General features: G+C 68.8%; 15 protein-coding genes. 7 read left to right on the forward strand and 8 right to left on the reverse strand.

Annotation, left to right across the window (positions count from 1 at the left end; genetic code table 11):
• Positions 1-4 precede the first annotated feature (4 nt).
• The 3 genes from MKK69_RS01890 to coxB form a co-directional block, all read right to left on the reverse strand.
• Positions 5-955 carry a heme o synthase gene (locus tag MKK69_RS01890; protein ID WP_243965004.1) on the reverse strand — a complete coding sequence of 317 codons (951 nt, stop codon included), beginning with the start codon at positions 953-955 and terminating at the stop codon, positions 5-7.
• Positions 956-1,156: 201 nt separating this feature from the next.
• Positions 1,157-2,785 carry a cytochrome c oxidase subunit I gene (gene ctaD, locus MKK69_RS01895; RefSeq protein WP_243965008.1) on the reverse strand — a complete coding sequence of 543 codons (1,629 nt, stop codon included), beginning with the start codon at positions 2,783-2,785 and terminating at the stop codon, positions 1,157-1,159.
• Positions 2,786-2,835: 50 nt separating this feature from the next.
• A complete protein-coding gene (gene coxB / locus MKK69_RS01900) occupies positions 2,836-3,675 on the reverse strand; it encodes a cytochrome c oxidase subunit II (RefSeq protein ID WP_243965009.1) in 840 nt (279 codons plus the stop codon).
• Positions 3,676-3,923: 248 nt separating this feature from the next.
• On the opposite strand from coxB, the gene fdhD reads away from it, so the two are divergent.
• Complete coding sequence (gene fdhD, locus MKK69_RS01905) at positions 3,924-4,763, forward strand: formate dehydrogenase accessory sulfurtransferase FdhD (protein WP_409564766.1); 840 nt, start codon at positions 3,924-3,926, stop codon at positions 4,761-4,763.
• Positions 4,764-4,767: 4 nt separating this feature from the next.
• Here fdhD and MKK69_RS01910 read toward each other — a convergent pair whose 3' ends face one another.
• The gene (locus MKK69_RS01910; protein WP_243965064.1) at positions 4,768-5,610 is read right to left on the reverse strand and encodes a hypothetical protein; all 843 of its coding nucleotides are present in this window, start codon (positions 5,608-5,610) and stop codon (positions 4,768-4,770) included.
• A gap of 556 nt (positions 5,611-6,166) precedes the next feature.
• Here MKK69_RS01910 and gltB point away from each other — a divergent pair.
• From gltB to MKK69_RS01930, 4 genes are all read left to right on the forward strand, one after another.
• Entirely contained in the window at positions 6,167-10,882 is a 4,716-nt protein-coding gene (gltB, locus tag MKK69_RS01915) for a glutamate synthase large subunit (protein ID WP_243965011.1), read from the forward strand.
• A gap of 12 nt (positions 10,883-10,894) precedes the next feature.
• On the forward strand, positions 10,895-11,131 hold the full coding sequence (locus MKK69_RS01920; RefSeq protein WP_243965013.1) for an AbrB/MazE/SpoVT family DNA-binding domain-containing protein: 237 nt from the start codon (positions 10,895-10,897) through the stop codon (positions 11,129-11,131).
• Complete coding sequence (locus MKK69_RS01925; protein WP_243965015.1) at positions 11,132-11,533, forward strand: type II toxin-antitoxin system VapC family toxin; 402 nt, start codon at positions 11,132-11,134, stop codon at positions 11,531-11,533.
• A gap of 68 nt (positions 11,534-11,601) precedes the next feature.
• Positions 11,602-13,035: a glutamate synthase subunit beta gene (locus tag MKK69_RS01930; protein ID WP_243965017.1), complete on the forward strand. Its 1,434-nt coding sequence runs from the start codon at positions 11,602-11,604 to the stop codon at positions 13,033-13,035.
• Positions 13,036-13,078: 43 nt separating this feature from the next.
• On the opposite strand, the gene MKK69_RS01935 is transcribed toward MKK69_RS01930, so the two are convergent.
• The 3 genes from MKK69_RS01935 to galE all read right to left on the reverse strand — a co-directional run bounded on the left by MKK69_RS01935 (position 13,079) and on the right by galE (position 16,800).
• Positions 13,079-14,512, reverse strand: a complete 1,434-nt coding sequence (locus MKK69_RS01935) for a DUF459 domain-containing protein (RefSeq protein WP_409564767.1) — start codon at positions 14,510-14,512, stop codon at positions 13,079-13,081.
• Positions 14,513-14,597: 85 nt separating this feature from the next.
• A complete protein-coding gene (locus MKK69_RS01940) occupies positions 14,598-15,803 on the reverse strand; it encodes a lytic murein transglycosylase (protein ID WP_243965020.1) in 1,206 nt (401 codons plus the stop codon).
• Between the two features lie 4 nt (positions 15,804-15,807).
• Entirely contained in the window at positions 15,808-16,800 is a 993-nt protein-coding gene (galE, locus tag MKK69_RS01945) for a UDP-glucose 4-epimerase GalE (RefSeq protein WP_243965021.1), read from the reverse strand.
• Positions 16,801-17,034: 234 nt separating this feature from the next.
• On the opposite strand from galE, the gene galU reads away from it, so the two are divergent.
• Positions 17,035-17,904: a UTP--glucose-1-phosphate uridylyltransferase GalU gene (gene galU / locus MKK69_RS01950; protein WP_243965023.1), complete on the forward strand. Its 870-nt coding sequence runs from the start codon at positions 17,035-17,037 to the stop codon at positions 17,902-17,904.
• A gap of 276 nt (positions 17,905-18,180) precedes the next feature.
• Here the strand turns inward: galU and MKK69_RS01955 are convergent, their stop codons facing one another.
• Positions 18,181-19,083: an N-formylglutamate amidohydrolase gene (locus MKK69_RS01955; RefSeq protein WP_243965025.1), complete on the reverse strand. Its 903-nt coding sequence runs from the start codon at positions 19,081-19,083 to the stop codon at positions 18,181-18,183.
• Between the two features lie 206 nt (positions 19,084-19,289).
• Here MKK69_RS01955 and cpdR point away from each other — a divergent pair, with 206 nt between their 5' ends.
• Complete coding sequence (gene cpdR / locus MKK69_RS01960) at positions 19,290-19,646, forward strand: cell cycle two-component system response regulator CpdR (protein ID WP_003603128.1); 357 nt, start codon at positions 19,290-19,292, stop codon at positions 19,644-19,646.
• Positions 19,647-19,673: the final 27 nt, after the last annotated feature.

Genomic DNA, 19,673 nt, shown 5'->3' on the forward strand with positions numbered 1-19,673 from the left:
GCGCTCAGCCCAGGACCGGGTAGAACAGGTGGAAGCTCTGCTCCGCCAGAAGTGCCGAGAACAGCGCGAACAGGTACAGGATCGAGAAGCCGAACATGCCCAGGGCGGCACGCTTCTCGGCCTCGCCTGCGGTGTTGCGCAGGACGCGGATGCTGAAGGCGATCATGCCGAGGCCGCCCACGACCCCGATCACCCCGTAGATCAAACCGCCGAAGCCCAGTGCCACCGGGGCCAGCCCCAGGGGTGCCAGCACCAGCGAGTACCATACGATCTGCCGGCGGGTTGAGGCCGGGCCGGCGACGTTCGGCATCATCGGGATGCCGGCGCGGGCGTATTCCTCGGCCTTGATCAGGGCCAGCGCCCAGAAATGCGGCGGGGTCCAGATGAAGATGATGGCGAACAGGACCAGGGATTCGATCCCCACCGAGCCGGTGACCACCGCCTGCCCGATCACCGGGGGGAGGGCGCCCGCCGCGCCGCCGATGACGATGTTCTGGGCGGTCGCCCGCTTCAGCCACATCGAGTAGACCACCGCGTAGAACACGATGGTGAAGGCCAGGAGCCCGGCGGCCAGGACGTTCGCCGCGAGGCCGAGCACCAGGACCGAGGCCACCGAGAGGAACAGCCCGAAGCCCAGGGCCTCCTCGGAGGAGATCCGGCCCGCCGGGATCGGCCGCGTGGCGGTGCGGCTCATCACGGCGTCGATATCGGCGTCCCACCACATGTTCAGGCACCCGGAGGCGCCCGCACCCACCGCGATGGCGAGGAGCGAGATCGCGCCGATCGCCGGCTGCACGTGGCCCTGCGAGACGACCATGCCGACCAGCGCGGTGAAGATGACGAGGATCATCACCCGCGGCTTGAGCAGGGCGAAATAGTCCGGCACGTCCCCGCCGGCGGCCGAGAGGGCCGGGGCCGGACCGTCCCGTCCGATGGTGTTCGTCAGGCTCGTCATCGCGTCTGCTGCTGTTGTGTCGGTGCCCGGCCGCGCGCGTCACGGCCGGGTCGAAATTGGAGATCGACGTGTTTCAAGGTTGGGCGCGAGCGGGGCCCTCGGCCCCTGCGATTCGCCCTCAGCGCTCGCCCTTGCCGGGAGGTCGGCGACCGGCCTCCGGGGAAGGGCGAGGGCCGCGGATGCGGCCCTCGCGGATATCGATCAATGCGCGCCCGGCTCGTCGACGATGCGGGGCAGCGTCTCGAACTGGTGGAACGGGGGCGGGGAGGGCAGCGTCCATTCCAGGGTGGTTGCGCCTTCGCCCCAGGGATTGTCCGCAGCCCGCTCCTTGGAGCGGAAGGCGAGGACCACGCCGATCACGAACACGAACATGCCCAGGCCGAAGATGTGGCCGCCGTAGGTCGAGACCTTGTGCCAGCCCGCGAAGGCGTCCGGGTAGTCGGCGTAACGCCGCGGCATGCCGGCGAGGCCGAGGAAGTGCATCGGGAAGAACAGGACGTTCGCGCCGATGAAGGCCAGCCAGAAGTGCAGCTTGCCGGCCCATTCCGGGATGATGCGGCCGGTCATCTTCGGGAACCAGTAATAGACGCCGGCGAAGATAATGAACACCGCGCCGAGCGACAGCACGTAGTGGAAATGCGCCACCACATAGTAGGTGTCGTGCAGGTACTTATCGACCGCCGAGTTCGCGAGCACGACGCCGGTCACGCCGCCGACCGTGAACAGGAAGATGAAGCCCACCGCCCAGTGCATGGCCGCGGTGAAGCGGATCGATCCGCCCCACATGGTGGCGATCCACGAGAAGATCTTCACGCCGGTGGGCACCGCGATCACCATCGTGGCGAACACGAAGTAGGACTGCGTCTGCAGCGAGAGGCCGACCGTGTACATGTGGTGGGCCCACACGACGAAGCCGACGACGCCGATCGCCACCATGGCGTAGGCCATCGCGAGGTAGCCGAAGACCGGCTTGCGCGAGAAGGTGGCGATGATGTGCGAGACGATGCCGAAGGCCGGCAGGATCATGATGTAGACTTCGGGGTGACCGAAGAACCAGAACAGGTGCTGGTACAGGATCGGGTCGCCGCCGCCGGCCGGGTCGAAGAAGGTCGTGCCGAAGTTGCGGTCCGTGAGTAGCATCGTGATGGCGCCGGCGAGCACCGGCAGCGACAGCAGCAGCAGGAACGCGGTCACCAACTCGGCCCAGGCGAAGAGCGGCATCTTGTGCAGCGTCATCCCCGGGGCGCGCATGTTCAGGATCGTGGTGATGAAGTTGATCGCCCCCAGGATCGAGCCGGCACCCGAGAGGTGCAGGGCGAAGATCGCGAAGTCCACGGCCGGGCCGGGATGGCCGGCGGTCGAGAGCGGCGGGTAGACGGTCCAGCCGGTGCCGGCGCCGGAGGCGCCCGGGGCGCCCTCGACGAACAGCGAGCAGAGCAGCGAGCAGAAGCCGGCCACCGTCAGCCAGAAGGAGATGTTGTTCATCCGCGGGAACGCCATGTCGGGCGCGCCGATCATGAGCGGGACGAACCAGTTGCCGAAGCCGCCGATCAGGGCCGGCATCACCATGAAGAACACCATGATGAGGCCGTGGCCAGTGACGAACACGTTGTAGGTCGCGGGGTTCGAGAAATACTGCAGCCCGGGCTGCTCCATCTCCATCCGGATGCCGAAGGAGAGGAACGCGCCGATCATGCCGGCGCAGAAGGCGAACAGCAGATAGAGGGTGCCGATGTCCTTGTGGTTCGTCGACAGGAACCACCGGGCAAAGAACGACGGCTTGTGGTCGTGGACCTCGTGGGCCTCGGCATGGGCTGCGGCTGTAGCCATGGTTTCGGGTGCCTTGTGGATCTGATGGGTTCGGATCGGTCAGCCGGGGCTCAGCGCGCCTCGGCGAGGCTCGTGCCGGTGTCGTTGCGGGCGTACTTGGTCTTGGCCTCCTTCAGCCAGTCGGCATAGGCCTGCTCGCTGACCACGCGGACCACGATCGGCATGTAGGCGTGCCGCTGGCCGCACAGCTCGGAGCACTGACCGTGGAAGGTGCCTTCCTTGTCGGCCTTGAACCACATCTGGTTGAGGCGGCCGGGGACCGCGTCGATCTTGAAGCCGAAGGACGGCATCGCCCAGGAATGCAGCACGTCCGCTGCCGTGACCTGGATCTTCACGATCTTGCCGATCGGCACCACCATCTCGTTGTCGGCCTGCAGAAGGCGCGGCTGCTTGTCCTCGTCGATGTTGGCATCGAAGGTGAAGCCGCCGCCGGCCTCGGTCTGCGGATACTCGTAGGACCAGTACCAGGCATGGCCGATGACCTTGACCATCATGTCGGCCTTCGGGTCCGAGAGCTGCGTGCGCAGCAGGCGGAACGAGGGAATCGCCACGGCGACCAAAATCAGCACCGGGACGATCGTCCAGGCGATCTCGATGGCGGTGTTGTGGGTGGTGCGCGAGGGCGTCGGGTTGCGCTTCTCGCCGAAGCGGAAGATGCACCACAGGATCAGCCCGAGCACGAAGACGGAGATCGCCAGCGACAGCCAGTGCAGGCCGATCTCGAAGCTGAGGATATCCCGGGCGTTCTCGGTGACCGGGATCTGCCGGCTCATCTCCCACGGCACCGGCTGGCCGAAACCGCCGGCCTGCGCGCCGGTTGACGGGAAGAGCAGGGCGCCGAGAGCGGCGAGGCTCCAGAGTGACCGGTTGATCGTCCGCACCGTCCGCATCTGCCTCTCGTGGCTCCCCTGGCTGTCTGGCTCCCGCCGGACCGTCCGTCCCGATCCCGGGCGGGATTGTTCCGGCGTGACGGAGTACCGGTTGTGTCACCCGGCATTATCCGACCGGGGCTTCAGACCACAAGGGCCGTCGAGGTGCAACCGCACAAGCGTCGCATCGCACGCTTTCCGGCCGGTCCGTGCCATTGCCTCCCCGGTGCGGTGACGGATAGCTGTGCGCGACGCCACCGGAGGGCCGCATGTCGAGCGACACCGATCATCGCCCCCCCGGCCTGCCGCCCTGCGCGGTGGACGTGCCCATGCGTGTGGTCGCCTATACGGGCGCCGAGCAACGGTCCGGAACCCGGGCCCTGGCGGTCGAGGCCCCCGTCAATCTGGTCTACGGCAGCGTGCCCCACGCCGTAATGATGGCGACGCCGGCCGATCTCGCGGATTTCGCCTACGGGTTCAGCCTGACCGAGGGGATCATCGAGGATGCCGCGGAAATCCGCGGGACGCGGGTCGAGGCCGGACCGGAGGGGCTGCGGCTGCATGTCGATCTGGCCCCGGGCCGGCTCCGCGAGCACCTCGCCCGCAAGCGTGCGATCAGCGGCCGCACCGGCTGCGGCGTGTGCGGCATCGAGGATCTGGCCGACTTGCCGCGGGCCGCGATGCGGGCGGCGGCGGACCTGCGGGTCCCGTTGCCGGCGATCGCCCGCGCCCTCGCGGGACTCGACGCGGCGCAGACGCTCGGTGCGGAGACGCGGGCGGTCCACGCCGCGGCCTGGGCTGAGCTCGACGGCACCCTCGTCGCCGTGCGCGAGGATGTCGGCCGCCACAATGCCCTCGACAAGCTGATCGGCGCCCTGATGCGCGCGGAGATGCCGGTGGACCGGGGATTCCTGGTGATCACCAGCCGCTGCTCGTTCGAGATGGTCGAGAAGGCCGCCCGTCTCGGGGCGGCCGTGATCGTGGCGATCTCGGCGCCGACCTCCCTGGCATTGGAACGCGCCCAGGCGCACGGGATCACCCTCTGCGCCATCGCCCGCGCCGACACGGTCACGGTTTTCACCGGCGCGGAGCGGCTCGCCGACGCGTAGCGCGCTATTGCGCCGCGGCCGGTTCCTTCTCCGACGGACCCGGGACGATGGTGGCGCCGCCGATCACCCGGACGGGCTTCCGGTCGGTGGGCGGGTCCTTCCAGTCCTTGGCGGCGGGCTTGGCCGCCTCGGCGACGGCGCCCTCGGCCGGCGTGACCGGATTGGCCGCGGGGGCGGCGGGACTCGCCGACGGCACCTTCTCGATCGCCGCCGACTTGGTCTCGGGCGTCACGCTTTGAGCGGCGTCGGCGGGGGCGATCTTCGGGGCCGGCGCCTCGGGCGAGGCGCGATGAATCGCGCGCAACTCGGGCGCCCGCGGCGGTACGGCGCGTGCGACTTTCCGCGGCGGCAGGCTCCGACCGGCACTGTCGGGGTTGAGGCCGTCGGGGCCGCCCTCCGGCCGGAGGGCTTCGCCGGACGGCCGGTGCGGGAGCCGCAGGCCCGGGACCTCCCTGGGCGCGCGCGGAATCGGCCGGCGCACGTCCTCCTCCTCGGTCCAGCCGAAGCCGGGGGTGGGGCGTTCCAGGCGCGCATAGGTGTCGGGGGCGCCGAGCCGCTGTCGGCCCACGATCCCCCCGCTGGCAGGGTCGACGAACAGCCGCATCGGCGCGCCCGCCGGGCTGACCGCCTCGACCACATAGACGCGGCCGTCGTAGCGCGGCCGGCTCAGTCCGGTGAACCCTTGGTCGGCGAGGCGCCACGCCACGACCCGCGGGGGCATCACTTCTTCCTCGAAGAACTGGGCGCTGGCGTCGTGGCCGAGGCCCAGAAGGGCGCACCCGGACAGGAGCGCGGCGCAGAGCGCCCGGGTCGTGGTCGTCCGCAGGCGTGCCGCCGTCCTGATCATCGTCACTCTTGTGCGTTCCCGTTCTGGAGACCCGGCAGAGTGTCCGGTCCCGGCATGGTCCGGGCCGGTGAACCCGGACCTCGACCATGCCGGCGAGGTCGTTGCCCCGCATGCCGCTTGTGCTCGGCCCGGTGGGTAGAGCGTGCGATTCGGGCGAGATTGCGGAGGCCGGGTCCGGCGCCCGGACCGCACCCCGGAACCCACCGTCGACGGTCTCTTGCTGAAAGCATTTCAATCTGGCAATTTCGCGACTTAGGACAGCACAACTGTCCCATCGGCCGTGCACCCCAGCCGTCTCCGACTCGCGCGCAGGCGAGACATCCGGCAGACGGATACGGGCGCGCCAGTGCACCGCTCCCCGAGCGGTCAGGGTCCTCGATGAATGCAAGCTGCTGGACGTGTCCCCGTGGACCGGCCGGATGGCCTGCGACATGAGGTCGGAGCGACTGGTGCCGACGGCCTGCGGGCACGAAACATGCTCGCAGCGTCAAGGCGGGGTCCGTCTAGGGGCGACGCGTCCAGGGACGGACGAGGCGAGGGAAGGACGAATCGAAGCATGTCGCAACGCAGAGCTGCCGAAGTGCCCGCCGCTTGCCCGGTCGAGGCCACCGCCCCGCGCGGCGGTGCGATGCCGCTCATCGTGCGCGACCCGGCGCTGCCGGCCTCGCAGGGCGCCTACGACCCGGCCAACGAGCACGACGCCTGCGGCGTCGGCTTCATCGCCGACATGCACGACCGCCGCACCCACGCGATCGTCGCGCAGGGTCTGAAGATCCTCGAGAACCTCGACCACCGCGGCGCGGTCGGCGCCGACCCCAAGATGGGCGACGGCTGCGGCATCCTCACGCAGATCCCGCACGGCTTCTTCGCCGAGGAATGCTCGCGTCTCGGCTTCGAGCTGCCGCCGGCGGGCGCCTACGCCATCGGCCAGTTCTTCATGCCCAAGGCGGAGGAGCCCCGGGCGATCATTCAGGAGATCATCGAATCGGTCCTCGCCTCCGAGGGGCTTCCGCTGCTCGGCTGGCGCGATGTGCCGGTCGATCCGGAGGATCTCGGCGTGGCCGTGAAGGCGACCGAGCCGCATCACCGGCAGGTCTTCATCGGCCGCCCCGCGTCGGTGACCGATCAGGACGTGTTCGAACGCCGGGTCTACGTCGCCCGCAAGGTGATCTCCAACCGAGTCTACAGCCTCGACGACCCGCGGGTGAAGGAGTTCTATCCGGTCTCGGTCTCGACCCGGACCATCGTCTACAAGGGCATGGTGCTGGTCACGCAGCTCGGCGGCTACTTCCTCGACCTGAAGGACGAGCGCTTCGTCTCGGCGATCGCGCTGGTGCACCAGCGCTTCGCCACCAACACCTTCCCGACCTGGCGCCTGTCGCACCCGTACCGGATGGTGGCCCATAACGGCGAGATCAACACGCTGCGCGGCAACGTCAACTGGATGGCGGCCCGGCAGGCGAGCGTCGATTCCGACCTGTTCGGCAACGACATCTCGAAGCTCTGGCCGATCTCCTACGAGGGCCAGTCCGACACCGCCTGCTTCGACAACGCTTTGGAGTTCCTGGTGCAGGGCGGCTACCCGCTCGCCCACGCGATGATGATGCTGATCCCGGAGGCCTGGGCCGGCAACCCGCTGATGAGCGAGGAGCGGCGCGCCTTCTACGAGTACCACGCCGCCCTGATGGAGCCCTGGGACGGACCGGCCGCCGTGGCCTTCACGGATGGCCGCCAAATCGGCGCGACCCTCGACCGCAACGGCCTGCGCCCGGCCCGCTACATCGTCACCGACGACGGCCTCGTGGTGCTCGCCTCCGAGATGGGCACCCTGCCGATCCCGGACGAGAAGATCGTCCAGTCCTGGCGCCTCCAGCCGGGCCGGATGCTCCTGATCGATCTCCAGAAGGGCCGGATCGTCTCCGACGAGGAGATCAAGGGTGAACTCGCCGCCGCGCATCCCTATGCCGACTGGGTCAAGAACACCCAGATCGTGCTGGAGGATCTGCGTCCGGTGCAGCCGCGCGAGTCGCGCGGCGACGTCGGCCTGCTCGATCGCCAGCAGGCCTTCGGCTACACGCAGGAAGACCTCAAGCTGCTGATGCAGCCCATGGCGGTCACCGGCCAGGAGGCGGTCGGCTCGATGGGCACGGATACGCCGCTCTCGGCGCTCTCTGAGAAGTCGAAGCTGCTCTACACCTATTTCAAGCAGAATTTCGCGCAGGTGACCAACCCGCCGATCGACCCGATCCGCGAGGAGGCCGTGATGAGCCTCGTCTCATTCATCGGTCCGCGGCCGAACCTGCTCGACATGGAGGGCGCGTCCCGGCGCAAGCGCCTGGAGGTCCGCCAGCCGATCCTCACCAACGCCGACCTCGAGAAGATCCGCTCGATCGGCCATTTCGAGGACCGGTTCGACACGAAGACCCTCGACACCACCTACCCGGCCGAGATGGGCGCTCAGGCCATGGACGGCGCCCTCGACCGGCTCTGCGACCGGGCCGAGGCGGCGGTGCGGGGCGGCTACAACATCATCGTGCTCACCGACCGGGCGGTCGGGCCGGACCGGATCCCGATCCCGGCCCTACTGGCCACCGCCTCCGTGCACAATTACTTGATCCGCAAGGGCCTTCGGACCTCTGTCGGACTCGTGGTCGAGTCCGGCGAGCCGCGCGAGGTGCATCACTTCGCCTGCCTGGCGGGCTACGGCGCCGAGGCGATCAATCCCTATCTCGCCTTCGAGACGCTGCTGGCGATGAAGGACGAATTCCCGCCGGACCTCACCGACGACGAGATCATTTACCGCTACGTCAAGGCGATCGATAAGGGGCTGCTGAAGGTGATGTCCAAGATGGGCATCTCCACCTACCAGTCCTATTGCGGGGCGCAGATCTTCGATGCGGTCGGCCTGAACTCGAAGTTTGTGAGCCGCGACTTCTTCGGGACCGCGACCACCATCGAGGGCGTCGGCATGGCCGAGGTCGCCGAGGAGACGGTGCGCCGGCACCGCGATGCCTTCGGCGACGCCCCGGTCTACCGCAACGCCCTCGATGTCGGCGGCGAGTACGCCTATCGGCTGCGTGGCGAGACCCACACCTGGACGCCCGACACCGTGGCGACGCTCCAGCACGCGGTGCGCCTCAACGTGCCCGCGCGCTATCGCGAGTTCGCGGGTTTGGTGAACCGCCAGGAGAACCAGCTCAAGACCCTGCGCGGCCTGTTCCGCATCAAGGGGGCGGAGGAGATCGGCCGCGCGCCGGTGCCGCTCGACTCGGTCGAGCCGGCCTCCGAGATCGTGAAGCGCTTCGCCACCGGGGCGATGTCCTACGGCTCCATCTCCAAGGAGGCCCACGAGACGCTGGCCATCGCGCTGAACTCCTTCGGCGGCCGGTCGAATTCGGGCGAGGGCGGCGAGGAGGTCGAGCGGTTCAAGCCCCTGCCGGACGGGCGCTCGCGCCGGTCCGCGATCAAGCAGGTCGCCTCGGGCCGCTTCGGCGTCACGACGGAATATCTCGTGAATTCCGACATGATGCAGATCAAGGTCGCGCAGGGCGCCAAGCCCGGCGAGGGCGGCCAGCTGCCCGGCCACAAGGTCGACGCCAAGATCGCCAAGGTCCGCTACGCCACCCCGGGGGTCGGCCTGATCTCGCCGCCGCCGCACCACGACATCTACTCGATCGAGGATCTGGCCCAGCTGATCTTCGACCTGAAGAACGTGAACCCGGCGGCGGACGTCTCGGTGAAGCTCGTCTCCGAGGTCGGCGTCGGCACGGTGGCGGCGGGCGTCGCCAAGGCCCGGGCCGATCACATCACCATCTCGGGCTATGACGGCGGGACCGGCGCGGCGCCGCTGACCTCGCTCAAACACGCGGGCGGTCCCTGGGAGACCGGTCTGGCCGAGACCCAGCAGACCCTGGTGCTCAACGGCCTGCGCGGGCGCGTCGCCCTCCAGGCCGATGGCGGCATCCGGACCGGGCGCGACGTGGTCATCGCGGCCCTGCTCGGCGCCGACCAGATGGGCTTCTCCACGGCTCCGCTGATCGCGGCCGGCTGCATCATGATGCGCAAGTGCCACCTGAACACCTGTCCGGTGGGCGTCGCCACGCAGGATCCGGTGCTGCGCAAGCGCTTCAAGGGCACGCCCGAGCACGTGGTGAACTACTTCTTCTTCGTGGCCGAGGAGGTGCGGGAGATTCTGGCGTCGCTGGGCTTCACCAAGCTGGAGGAGGCGGTCGGCCGCTCGGACGTGCTCGACAAGGTCGCGGCGATCTCCCACTGGAAGGCGCGGGGGCTCGACTTCACCAAGCTGTTCCACCGGCCGAAGGTGGCCGAGGGCACGCCGATCCGGCACGTCGAGCGTCAGCACCACCCGATCGAGACGGTCCTGGACCGGCGCTTGATCGAGCGGGCCCGGCACGCCATCGAGACCGGGGAGCCGGTGGTCGTCACCGATACGATCCGCAATTCGGATCGGGCCGCCGGGGCGATGCTGTCCGGTATGGTGGCGAAGGCCCACGGCCATGAGGGCCTGCCCGACGACACCATCGTGGTGAAGCTCTCCGGCACCGCCGGCCAGAGCTTCGGCGCCTGGGTGGCGGCCGGCGTGACCATCGAGCTGACGGGCCACGGCAACGACTATGTCGGCAAGGGCCTGTCGGGCGGCAAGCTGATCATCCGGCCGAGTGACGCGCTCCGCTCTCCGGCGGACCGGACCATCATGGTCGGCAACACCGTGCTGTATGGGGCGATCGCCGGCGAGTGCTACATCCGCGGCTCCGCGGGCGAGCGCTTCGCCGTGCGCAACTCGGGCGCGATCACCGTGGTCGAAGGCATGGGCGACCATGGCTGCGAGTACATGACCGGCGGCGTCGTCGTGTCGATCGGCGAGACCGGGCGCAACTTCGCGGCCGGCATGTCGGGCGGCATCGCCTACGTGCTCGACGAGGACGGTTCGTTCTCGGCCCGCTGCAACCTGTCGATGGTCGATCTGGAACCTGTCGAGGAGGAGGACGACCTGATGCGCCGCTTCCACCAGGACGGCGACCTTGAGACCAAGGGGCGCGTCGACATCCTGGCGAACATGTCGGGCCACGACGAGGAGCGGTTGAGCCAGCTCATCACCAACCACCTCAAGTACACGGGCAGCCCGCGGGCCAAGCAGATCCTCGACGACTGGGCGCATTTCCGCACGCGGTTCGTCAAGGTGATGCCGGTCGAGTACCGGCGGGCCCTGCGCGAGATGGAGATGGCACGGATGCCGGTGGCGGCGGAATAGGCGGAGGCGACAATGGGCGAACCAGTCGTGCGCGTCCGTCTGGTCCGGACCCCGGGCGGGCAGCGTCTCGATATCCCGCCCGGCTTCATGCTGGGCGGTGAGGAAGTGCTCCTGCGTCAGGACGGGGCCAAGCTCGTCATCGAGCCAGTTGTCCGCCCCTCGCTCATCCAGATCCTCGACGGCCTCGAATGCCTGGACGAGGATTGGCCGGATATCGCGGATGCGCAGCCCGAAGACGTACGACTGTGAATGCGCTACCTGCTCGACACCAATATCCTCTCGGCGCTCGTCCGGTCGCCACGCGGAGCTGTGGCGGAGCAGCTTCGACGAATTGGAGAAGCCGGGATCTACACAAGCGTCGTCGTGGCTGCGGAGCTCCGGTATGGCGCTGCTCGAAGGCGATCGGAACGGCTAACACGGCAAATCGAGGCGGTGCTCGGAGCGTTCCCGATCGAATCCTGGCGTGAGCCGTACGACGCACTCTACGCTGACTTACGTTTCGAGCTTGAGCGGGCCGGGACACCGATCGGGGCCAACGACCTGCTCATCGCCACGCAGGCGCTCGCCGACGAGAGCGTACTGGTCACGGACAACACACGGGAATTCGCGCGGATCGACGGTTTGATGATCGAGAACTGGGTTCGCCCGTGATCGAACAACACATCGACGAGGAGCGCAACGACTCGGCAGACGACATAGCGGCGCGATTGGACTGACCGATGGGCAAGATCACAGGCTTCCTCGAATTCGACCGGCAGGAGCAGAAGTATCAGCTCGCCGCCGACCGCGTGCGACACTTCCGCGAATTCACCCTGCCGCTCGACGAGCACGACCTGACCAAACAGGCCGCGCGCTGCATGGATTGCGGCATCCCGTTCTGTCACGGTCCGACCGGCTGCCCGGTCCACAACCAGATCCCCGACTGGAACGACCTCGTCTTCCAGTCGGATTGGGAGGAGGCCTCGCGCAACCTCCACTCCACGAACAACTTCCCCGAATTCACCGGCCGCATCTGTCCCGCGCCCTGCGAGGAGGCCTGCACGCTCAACCTCGAGAACCAGCCGGTGGCGATCAAGACGATCGAGCAGGCGATCGCCGACCGCGCCTGGAACATGGGATGGGTAAAGCCCGAGCCGGCGGAGACCCGCACCGGCAAGCGCGTCGCGGTCGTGGGCTCCGGCCCGGCCGGCTTGGCCGCCGCCCAGCAGCTCGCCCGGGTCGGGCACGACGTGCACGTCTTCGAGCGCGAGCCCAAAGCCGGCGGCCTGCTGCGCTACGGCATCCCGGACTTCAAGATGGAGAAGCGCCATATCGACCGGCGCGTGCGCCAGATGGAGGCCGAGGGCGTCGTCTTCCACTACAATCAGAATATCGGCGTGACGAAGCCGGTCGATGAGCTGAAGGCCGAGTTCGACGCGGTGATGTTCTGCGGCGGGGCCGAGGACCCGCGCAATCCGCAGCTGCCGGGCCAGGACCTCGACGGCGTCCACTACGCGATGCCCTATCTGATCCAGTCCAACCGGCGCGTGAGCCAGGAGCCGATGCCCGGTAACGGCGAACCGCCGATCCTCGCCGCCGGCAAGAACGTGGTCGTCATCGGCGGCGGCGACACGGCCTCCGACTGCGTCGGCACAGCGTTCCGGCAGGGCGCCCTGTCGGTGACGCAGCTCGACATCCGCCAGCGGCCGCCGGAGCGGGAGGACAAGCTCACCGTATGGCCCTATTGGCCGACGAAGATGCGGACCTCCTCCAGCCAGGCCGAGGGCGCGGAGCGCGAGTTCCAGGCCGCGACCCTACGGCTCGAGGGCAACAGGAAGGGTCAGCTCACGGGTGTCGTCTGCGCCCGGGTGGATGCCAAGCGCCAACCCATGCCCGGCTCGGAATTCGTGCTCCCGGCCGACCTCGTCTTCATGGCGATCGGTTTCGCGGGTTCCGTGCAGAGGGGGCTCCTGGAGCAGTCCGGGATCGGCGTGAGCAAGCGCGGCAACGTCGAGGCCAACGAGGAGGATTACCGTACCTCGGACGGGAAGATCTGGGCCGCGGGGGACATGCGCCGGGGCCAGTCCCTGGTGGTCTGGGCGATCCGCGAGGGCCGCCAGGCCGCCCGCGCCATCGACGAGACGCTGATGGGCGCGAGCGTCCTGCCGCGATAGGCGCGATCGGGACCGGCGCCGGCGCGCTCAGGCCGCTCCAGCCTCATCCCGGCGGCCAGCGGAAATCGTCGGCCCGGCCGGGCTGCGGCATCGGGGCGTTCCCGCGCAGCAGGGTCCGCTCCACGGTGCCGAGGTTGTCGGCGTCCCGGGGGCGGCCGCTCAGCAGGGTGCCCCCGGGCGAGACTTCCATCCGGCTCAACGGCACGACGGGACCCGCCGCGGGCTTGACCGGAAGGGCCGGCACGCCGGGGGGCTCGGGCAGGCTCGGCAGCATCGCGGTGATCTGCCGGTCGATGGCCGCCGTGTCGGTGGGCTGCCCGGTCCCGTCGAGGCTCGGGCCGGAGACCGAGGGCGCGGCGCTCGGCGCCACGGCGGCGGGCGGCTGATCGGGCTGCGCCGGCGCCGTACCCATCAGGCGCTTGAGTTCGACATCGGCGAAATGTGCCAGCTTCCGGTCGCCGGCCTTGGTGAAGTGGACGCCGTCTGCGGTGCGGAGCTTGGCGATCTGACCCTCCGGATCCGGCCCCGAAACAGCATACCGGTCCCGGTCGTCGACGAAGCCGGGCCAGATGTCGACATAGGTCGCGCCGGCCTTGGTGACGCTGTCGCGCACGATGTCGTTCACGGCGGCCAGGTCGCGGCTCAGCGCCTCGCTCTGCATGGGCGGGAGCCCGACCCAGATCAGCGGCAGCTTCCGGTCGGCGAACACCTTGACCAGCGCGTCGACACGGGCCCGGTACAGGGTACGCCAGCGGTCCGTCAGGGGATCGGCGGTCTCGTCGCCCTCGCGGATGGGCTGGCGGTCGTTGGCCCCCATCATGACCAGGGCGTAGCGGACCTTCGGGTTCGCCTGCAGATAATCCTGCACCGCCTTCGGCCAGTCGACCACGTCCTTGCGCACGAGACCGCTGTCGCCCTTGGCGCGATCGATGACGGCGACGTCGGCATTGTCCTCGAACACGTCGTCGAGGCCCTTCGCGAGGTGGTCGGCGAGGGAATCGCCGAACACCGCGATCTGAACGTGCGGCTCGGTCTTGGCGACGGCGGGCTTCGGCGGCGTCGGGGCCCTGGCCGGGCGCACCCGGTGCTTGATGGCGGGCACCGGCCGCTGCGCCTCGGCGGGGGCGTAGGTGTTGCGCGGGCGCGGCGCCCGATAGGTCCGCTCGGGCGGCGGGGCGACCGGCTGCGGCCGGTCCTCCCAGGGCCAGTAGAATTGGCGCGGCGCTTCCTGCGGCGGCGCGTAGCGGGGCTGTTGCCGCCCGTAATTGCCGTCATCCCGGTAATAGGCGTCCCGGGGGCGCCGGCGCGGCGGCGCCTCGTAGTAGGCGCCATTGCCGGGCTGCTGGTACCCGTCGCCCCACTGCGCCAGCGCCTGGGCGCCACCGAGCAGCGGCAAGCCGGTCAGCCCCAGCGCGCCGGCCAAGGCCAGCTGAACAGGGCGGATCGCGCCACTTCGGTGACCGACTTTCATGCGCATCCTGTATTCTTCATCGGGAACGACGCCGTCCTTATCACACGCACTATAGGGCGAAGGCGGCTGCCGGTCTAAACCGTGATCTCGGTCAGGGGCCCGGCGCCCCGCGACCCGCGACATGGGCGAGGAGGGCTGCCGTCGCATATCCGTCGGCCGGCAGGCCTGCGCCGATCTGGTAACGGCGTACCGCCTCGCGCAGCTTGGGCCCGGCGCGGCCGTCTTTGGGCCCATCATAGTAGCCGGTCGCCGCGAGCCCGGTCTGGAGCGCCCGCAGTCCCGGCCCGTCGAGGCCCGCCGCCGCGGGCCAGGCCGCGGCCAGCGCGGGGCCGCCGCCGAGCCGATCCGCGAGATGGCCCACCGCCAGAGCGTAGGAATCGGACGTGTTGTAGCCCCGGATCACCTCGAAATTGTCGGTGATCAGGAAGGACGGTGCGCCCCGGCCCCCGGGCAGGAACAGGCTGGCGCGGCCGCGGGGGGGCAGCGGGTGGCCGTCGGCACGCCGGACGCCGCGCTCGGCGAAGGCGGCGAGGTCGCCGGTGTAGCGTGCCAGATCGAAATCGCCCGGCAACAGCACCTCGTAGCCCCACGAGAGCGCCGGATCCCAGCCGCGATCCTTCAGATAGGCCGCGATGGACGCCAGCGAATCGGTCGCGCTGGTCCAGATATCCCGCCGGCCGTCGCCGTCGAAATCGACCGCATGCGCCAGATAGGTCGAGGGCAGGAACTGGACTTGGCCCATGGCGCCCGCCCAGCTTCCGCTCATCCGCTCCGGGGTGACGTCGCCCCGTTGCAGGATGGTGAGCGCCGCGAGCAACTCGTCGCGGAACAGGCTGCCCCGGTGACCGGCCGCGGCCAGGGTCGCGAGGGCCCGGATGGTCGGGATCCCCCCCGCGCTGGCGCCAAAATCGGATTCGATCCCCCAGATGGCCAGGACCACCGGACCCGGCACCCCGGAGCGGCGCTCGATCGCTTCGAGCGGCCCGGCCAGGGCAGCCGCGCGTGCACTTCCCTTGGCGATCCGGCCGGCCGAGACGGTGCCGACCAGATAGTCCCAGACCGGGCGCACGAACTCGCTCTGGCGGCGGGTCCGGGCCAGGATGCCGGGATCCGGCGCCGTCACACCGCGGAACGCCGCGTTGAAGGTCTCCGCGGCGATGCCCCGGGCCGCGGCATCGGGGCGCAGGCCGTCGATGAAGGACCGGAAGGCACCCTCAGGGCGAGCGTCCGCCCCGGCACGCGTCGTTGCAGCTGCGAGGCCCAGGACGGCCGCGAGCAACCCCCTGCGCGACGGCATCCGCTCAGATCCGGTTGCGCTTCGACAGACGATCCTCCCAGGCGAGCGCCTGCGCCACGATGGTGTCGAGGTCGTCGTGGCGGGGCTGCCAGCCCAGCCGCGCGCGGATCTGCCGGGCCTCGGCCACGATCTGCGCCGGATCGCCGGCGCGGCGGGGACAGAGCCGCACCGGAAAGTCGCGGCCGGACTGCCGCTTCACCACCGCGATCACGTCGAGCACCGAGTAGCCGCGCCCGTAGCCGCAATTCAGCGTCAGGCTCTCGCCCCCCGACCGCAGGTGGTCGAGTGCCACCCGGTGCGCCTCGGCGAGGTCCGAGACCTGAATATAGTCGCGCAGGCACGAGCCGTCCGGCGTCGGGTAATCGGTCCCGTAGACGTCGAGCCGCTCGCGCTGGCCCAGGGCCGCCTGCGTCGCGACCTTGATCAGGTGCGTGGCGTTCGGTGTCGACTGGCCGGACCGGCCGCCCGGGTCGGCACCGGCGACGTTGAAATAGCGCAGGATCACGTAGGAGAAGCCGTGGGCCGCCGCCGCGTCGGCGATCATCCACTCGCTCATGAGCTTCGAGCGGCCGTAGGGGTTGATCGGCCTGAGCGGAAGGTCCTCGGGGACGGGTACGATCTCCGGCTCACCGTAGACGGCCGCCGTGGAGGAGAAGATCACGTGCCGCACGCCCGCCCGGACCGCGGCCTCGATCAGGGCGCGGGTCTTCACGGTATTGGCGAGATAATAGCCGAGGGGGTCCGCGACGGATTCGGGCACCACGATCTTGGCGGCGAAATGGGCGAGGGCGTCGATCCGGTGCTGCAGGATCGTCTGGGTGACAAGGGCCTGATCGGCGACGTCGCCCTGCACGAGCTTGACGCCCTCCGGAACCGCCCAGTCGAAGCCGGTGGAGAGATCGTCCAGAACGACGACCTCCTCGTGGCCGGCGTCGAGCAGGGCCAGAACCATGTGGCTGCCGATGTAGCCGGCGCCGCCCGTTACAAGGACCGCCATGTCATCCCCCCAAAAGCCGTCGCCAGTAAGCCTGCTTACGTGGTTGCAGACGGTATATTTACGGCAGGCTAACCCATACTATCCACATCGAGCCCTTGCGACGCGCCGCGTTAGCCTGTCTCACTGGCGCACCGGCCACCGGCGTGGGTGACGGGCTCGGCGCGGAGCGCGTCGAACCTGTCACTGTGAAGCGTCGACCACGTCGTTCCATTCTGTCCTTGGGGTTACCGATCGATGAAACCGATCCGCAAGGCCGTCCTGCCCGTCGCGGGCCTGGGCACGCGCTTCCTGCCTGCGACCAAGGCGGTCCCGAAGGAGATGCTCACCGTCGTGGACCGGCCGGTGGTGCAGCACGTCGTCGACGAGGCAAGGGAAGCCGGCATCGAGCATTTCGTGTTCGTGACCGGACGCGGCAAGGCGGTCATCGAGGACCATTTCGACATCGCGTTCGAATTGGATCACACCCTGCAGGAACGCGGCAAGACCGCCGCTTATGAGGAGTTGAAGAAGGATCTGCCCCGGGCTGGGCAGACGAGCTTCACCCGCCAGCAGGCACCCCTCGGGCTCGGCCACGCGGTGTGGTGCGCCCGGGAGATCATCGGCGACGAGCCTTTCGCCGTTCTGCTTCCGGACATGCTGAGCCGCGGCTGCATGCAGCAGATGCTGGCGACCTACGAGCGCCACGGCGGCAACGTCATCGCGGTCGAGGAGGTGGCACCCGAGGAGACTCATCAGTACGGGATCGTGAGCGTCGGCGAGACCTATGGCCAGTCGTTCCAGATCACCGGCATGGTGGAGAAGCCCAAGCAGGGCACGGCACCCTCGAACTTCATCATCTCCGGCCGCTACATCCTGCAGCCCGAAATCTTCGGGATCCTGGAGCACGGCAAGAAAGGCGCGGGCGGCGAGATCCAGCTGACCGATGCCATGATCGACCTGATGGAGACCCAGGATTTCTTCGGCCTGCACTACGAGGGCCGGACCTACGATACCGGCTCGAAGCTCGGCTTCCTCACCGCGAACCTCGCTTATGCGCTGGAGCGCAAGGATCTGGCGGGGCCGCTGAAGGCCGAAATCGCCAAGCTCCTCAAGGAGCACGGTTGAGCGGGGCACCGCCCCTCAGAAATTCCGGCCAATCAAACCGGCCACGGTTCCCTGAGAGGGCCGCTCGTTGATTGCCATGCAGCTATGCGTCGGATGCGGCAGCCGCCACGATTTAGCCCTTGCGTCTTGTGCGGCGCACTTTATTTTGTGCGTTGCGGGATCGCGATGGCGTCGCGGTTCCGCAGCCCTTCTTGGGCGTTTCCTCCCTAGACTTCGGGCCGCTCCTTCGGGAGTGGCCTTTTTTGTTTTGGGGACCGCGGGCTTGAGGGATCGTCGCTATTCGGCGGCCATCCGGCGCGGCGCGAGATCACCCAGTCCGGTCGCCACTTCGCCGATCACGGCGCGCAGCGCGTCCACAAGTCCGGGAAACCCGGAATGCATCGCGAGGCTCGTCTCGTTCATGTAGAGCGCGCGATTGACCTCGATCTGGAGGGCGTGGCGTCCGAGGTTCGGCTCGCCGTAATGCTCGGTGATGAACCCGCCCGCGTACGGCTTGTTGCGCACCACGTTGAAGCCGCGTGCCCGGAAGGCGCTGTCGAACCCGTCGATCAGCGCGGGGGCGCAGGCGGTCCCGAACCGGTCGCCGAGCACGACATCGGCCTTCATCTCCGTATCGCGCCCCAGGCTCGATGACGGCATGGAATGGCAGTCGATGAGCACACAATGGCCATGGCGCTGGGTGGTGCGCTGGATGAGGCCGCGCAGGATCCGGTGATACGGCTTGTACAGGCCCTCGATCCGCGCGGTCGCCTCCTCCACCGGCAACCTCCGGGCGTAGATCTCCTGTCCGTCGGCGACGACGCGCGGAACCGTCCCGAGCCCTCCGGCGACGCGCATCGAACGCGTGTTGGCGAAGGGCGGCAGCCGTCCGTCGAACATGCGCGGGTCGAGCTCGAACGGCTCGCGGTTCACGTCCAGGAACGCCCGGGGAAAGTTCGCCCGCAGCAGCGGCGCGCCGAGCTCGACCACGGGCGCGAACAGGCGCTCGACATGCGCGTCCTCCGACCGGCGCAGGGTCAGGGCATCGAGACGCGACGCGGCGATGAAATGCGGGGGGTAGACGGACCCGGAATGACCGGTATTGAACACGAACGGCAGGGTGTGCGCCGCGGGTTCGTCGACCGCATAGGGCGGGGCGAATCCGAAGGCGTCTGGCTTTACCGATTCGGGAGCGCTCATCGATGCGTGGACAACCCGGCGACGGAACAGGCACGGCAAGCGCGCAGTGTGGTGTGCGTTCGCCCGCCTGTCCACTGCGCGGCGGCGGTCGACGGTGCCGTTCGGGGGATTCCGAACGCACCCTGCGGCGATGATCCTAACACCTTGTTTACCATCGCCTCCCTTTATGGGATCAACACCCTGACACGAAGGCGCGGATCCGGCCGATGAAAATCCTGCTGGCGGAAGACGACAACGACATGCGCCGGTTCCTCGCCAAGGCGCTCCAGAACGCGGGCTACGACGTCCTGTCCTTCGACAACGGCCTCTCTGCGTACAATCGCCTGCGCGAGGAGCCCTTCGAGCTCCTGCTGACCGACATCGTGATGCCCGAGATGGACGGGATCGAGCTGGCGCGGCGCGCCACCGAACTCGACCCCGATATCAAGGTGATGTTCATCACCGGCTTCGCGGCGGTCGCGCTCAACCCGGATTCCAAGGCGCCGAAGGATGCGAAGGTCCTCTCGAAGCCGTTCCACCTGCGCGATCTGGTCAACGAGGTCGAGAAGCTGCTCGCCGCCTGAGCGCCTTCGCGTCGACCCGGGTTCCGG

Origin of the sequence: Methylobacterium sp. J-026, from assembly GCF_022829585.1 — a bacterium.
In the GTDB taxonomy this organism is placed as follows: domain Bacteria; phylum Pseudomonadota; class Alphaproteobacteria; order Rhizobiales; family Beijerinckiaceae; genus Methylobacterium.

Coding starts and splice junctions, on each gene's coding strand:
- MKK69_RS01890 (WP_243965004.1), bottom strand. CDS start 955: ATGACGAGCCTGACGAACACCATCGGACGGGACGGTCCGGCCCCGGCC.
- ctaD (WP_243965008.1), bottom strand. CDS start 2,785: ATGGCTACAGCCGCAGCCCATGCCGAGGCCCACGAGGTCCACGACCAC.
- coxB (WP_243965009.1), bottom strand. CDS start 3,675: ATGCGGACGGTGCGGACGATCAACCGGTCACTCTGGAGCCTCGCCGCT.
- fdhD (WP_409564766.1), top strand. CDS start 3,924: ATGTCGAGCGACACCGATCATCGCCCCCCCGGCCTGCCGCCCTGCGCG.
- MKK69_RS01910 (WP_243965064.1), bottom strand. CDS start 5,610: ATGATCAGGACGGCGGCACGCCTGCGGACGACCACGACCCGGGCGCTC.
- gltB (WP_243965011.1), top strand. CDS start 6,167: ATGTCGCAACGCAGAGCTGCCGAAGTGCCCGCCGCTTGCCCGGTCGAG.
- MKK69_RS01920 (WP_243965013.1), top strand. CDS start 10,895: ATGGGCGAACCAGTCGTGCGCGTCCGTCTGGTCCGGACCCCGGGCGGG.
- MKK69_RS01925 (WP_243965015.1), top strand. CDS start 11,132: ATGCGCTACCTGCTCGACACCAATATCCTCTCGGCGCTCGTCCGGTCG.
- MKK69_RS01930 (WP_243965017.1), top strand. CDS start 11,602: ATGGGCAAGATCACAGGCTTCCTCGAATTCGACCGGCAGGAGCAGAAG.
- MKK69_RS01935 (WP_409564767.1), bottom strand. CDS start 14,512: ATGCGCATGAAAGTCGGTCACCGAAGTGGCGCGATCCGCCCTGTTCAG.
- MKK69_RS01940 (WP_243965020.1), bottom strand. CDS start 15,803: ATGCCGTCGCGCAGGGGGTTGCTCGCGGCCGTCCTGGGCCTCGCAGCT.
- galE (WP_243965021.1), bottom strand. CDS start 16,800: ATGGCGGTCCTTGTAACGGGCGGCGCCGGCTACATCGGCAGCCACATG.
- galU (WP_243965023.1), top strand. CDS start 17,035: ATGAAACCGATCCGCAAGGCCGTCCTGCCCGTCGCGGGCCTGGGCACG.
- MKK69_RS01955 (WP_243965025.1), bottom strand. CDS start 19,083: ATGAGCGCTCCCGAATCGGTAAAGCCAGACGCCTTCGGATTCGCCCCG.
- cpdR (WP_003603128.1), top strand. CDS start 19,290: ATGAAAATCCTGCTGGCGGAAGACGACAACGACATGCGCCGGTTCCTC.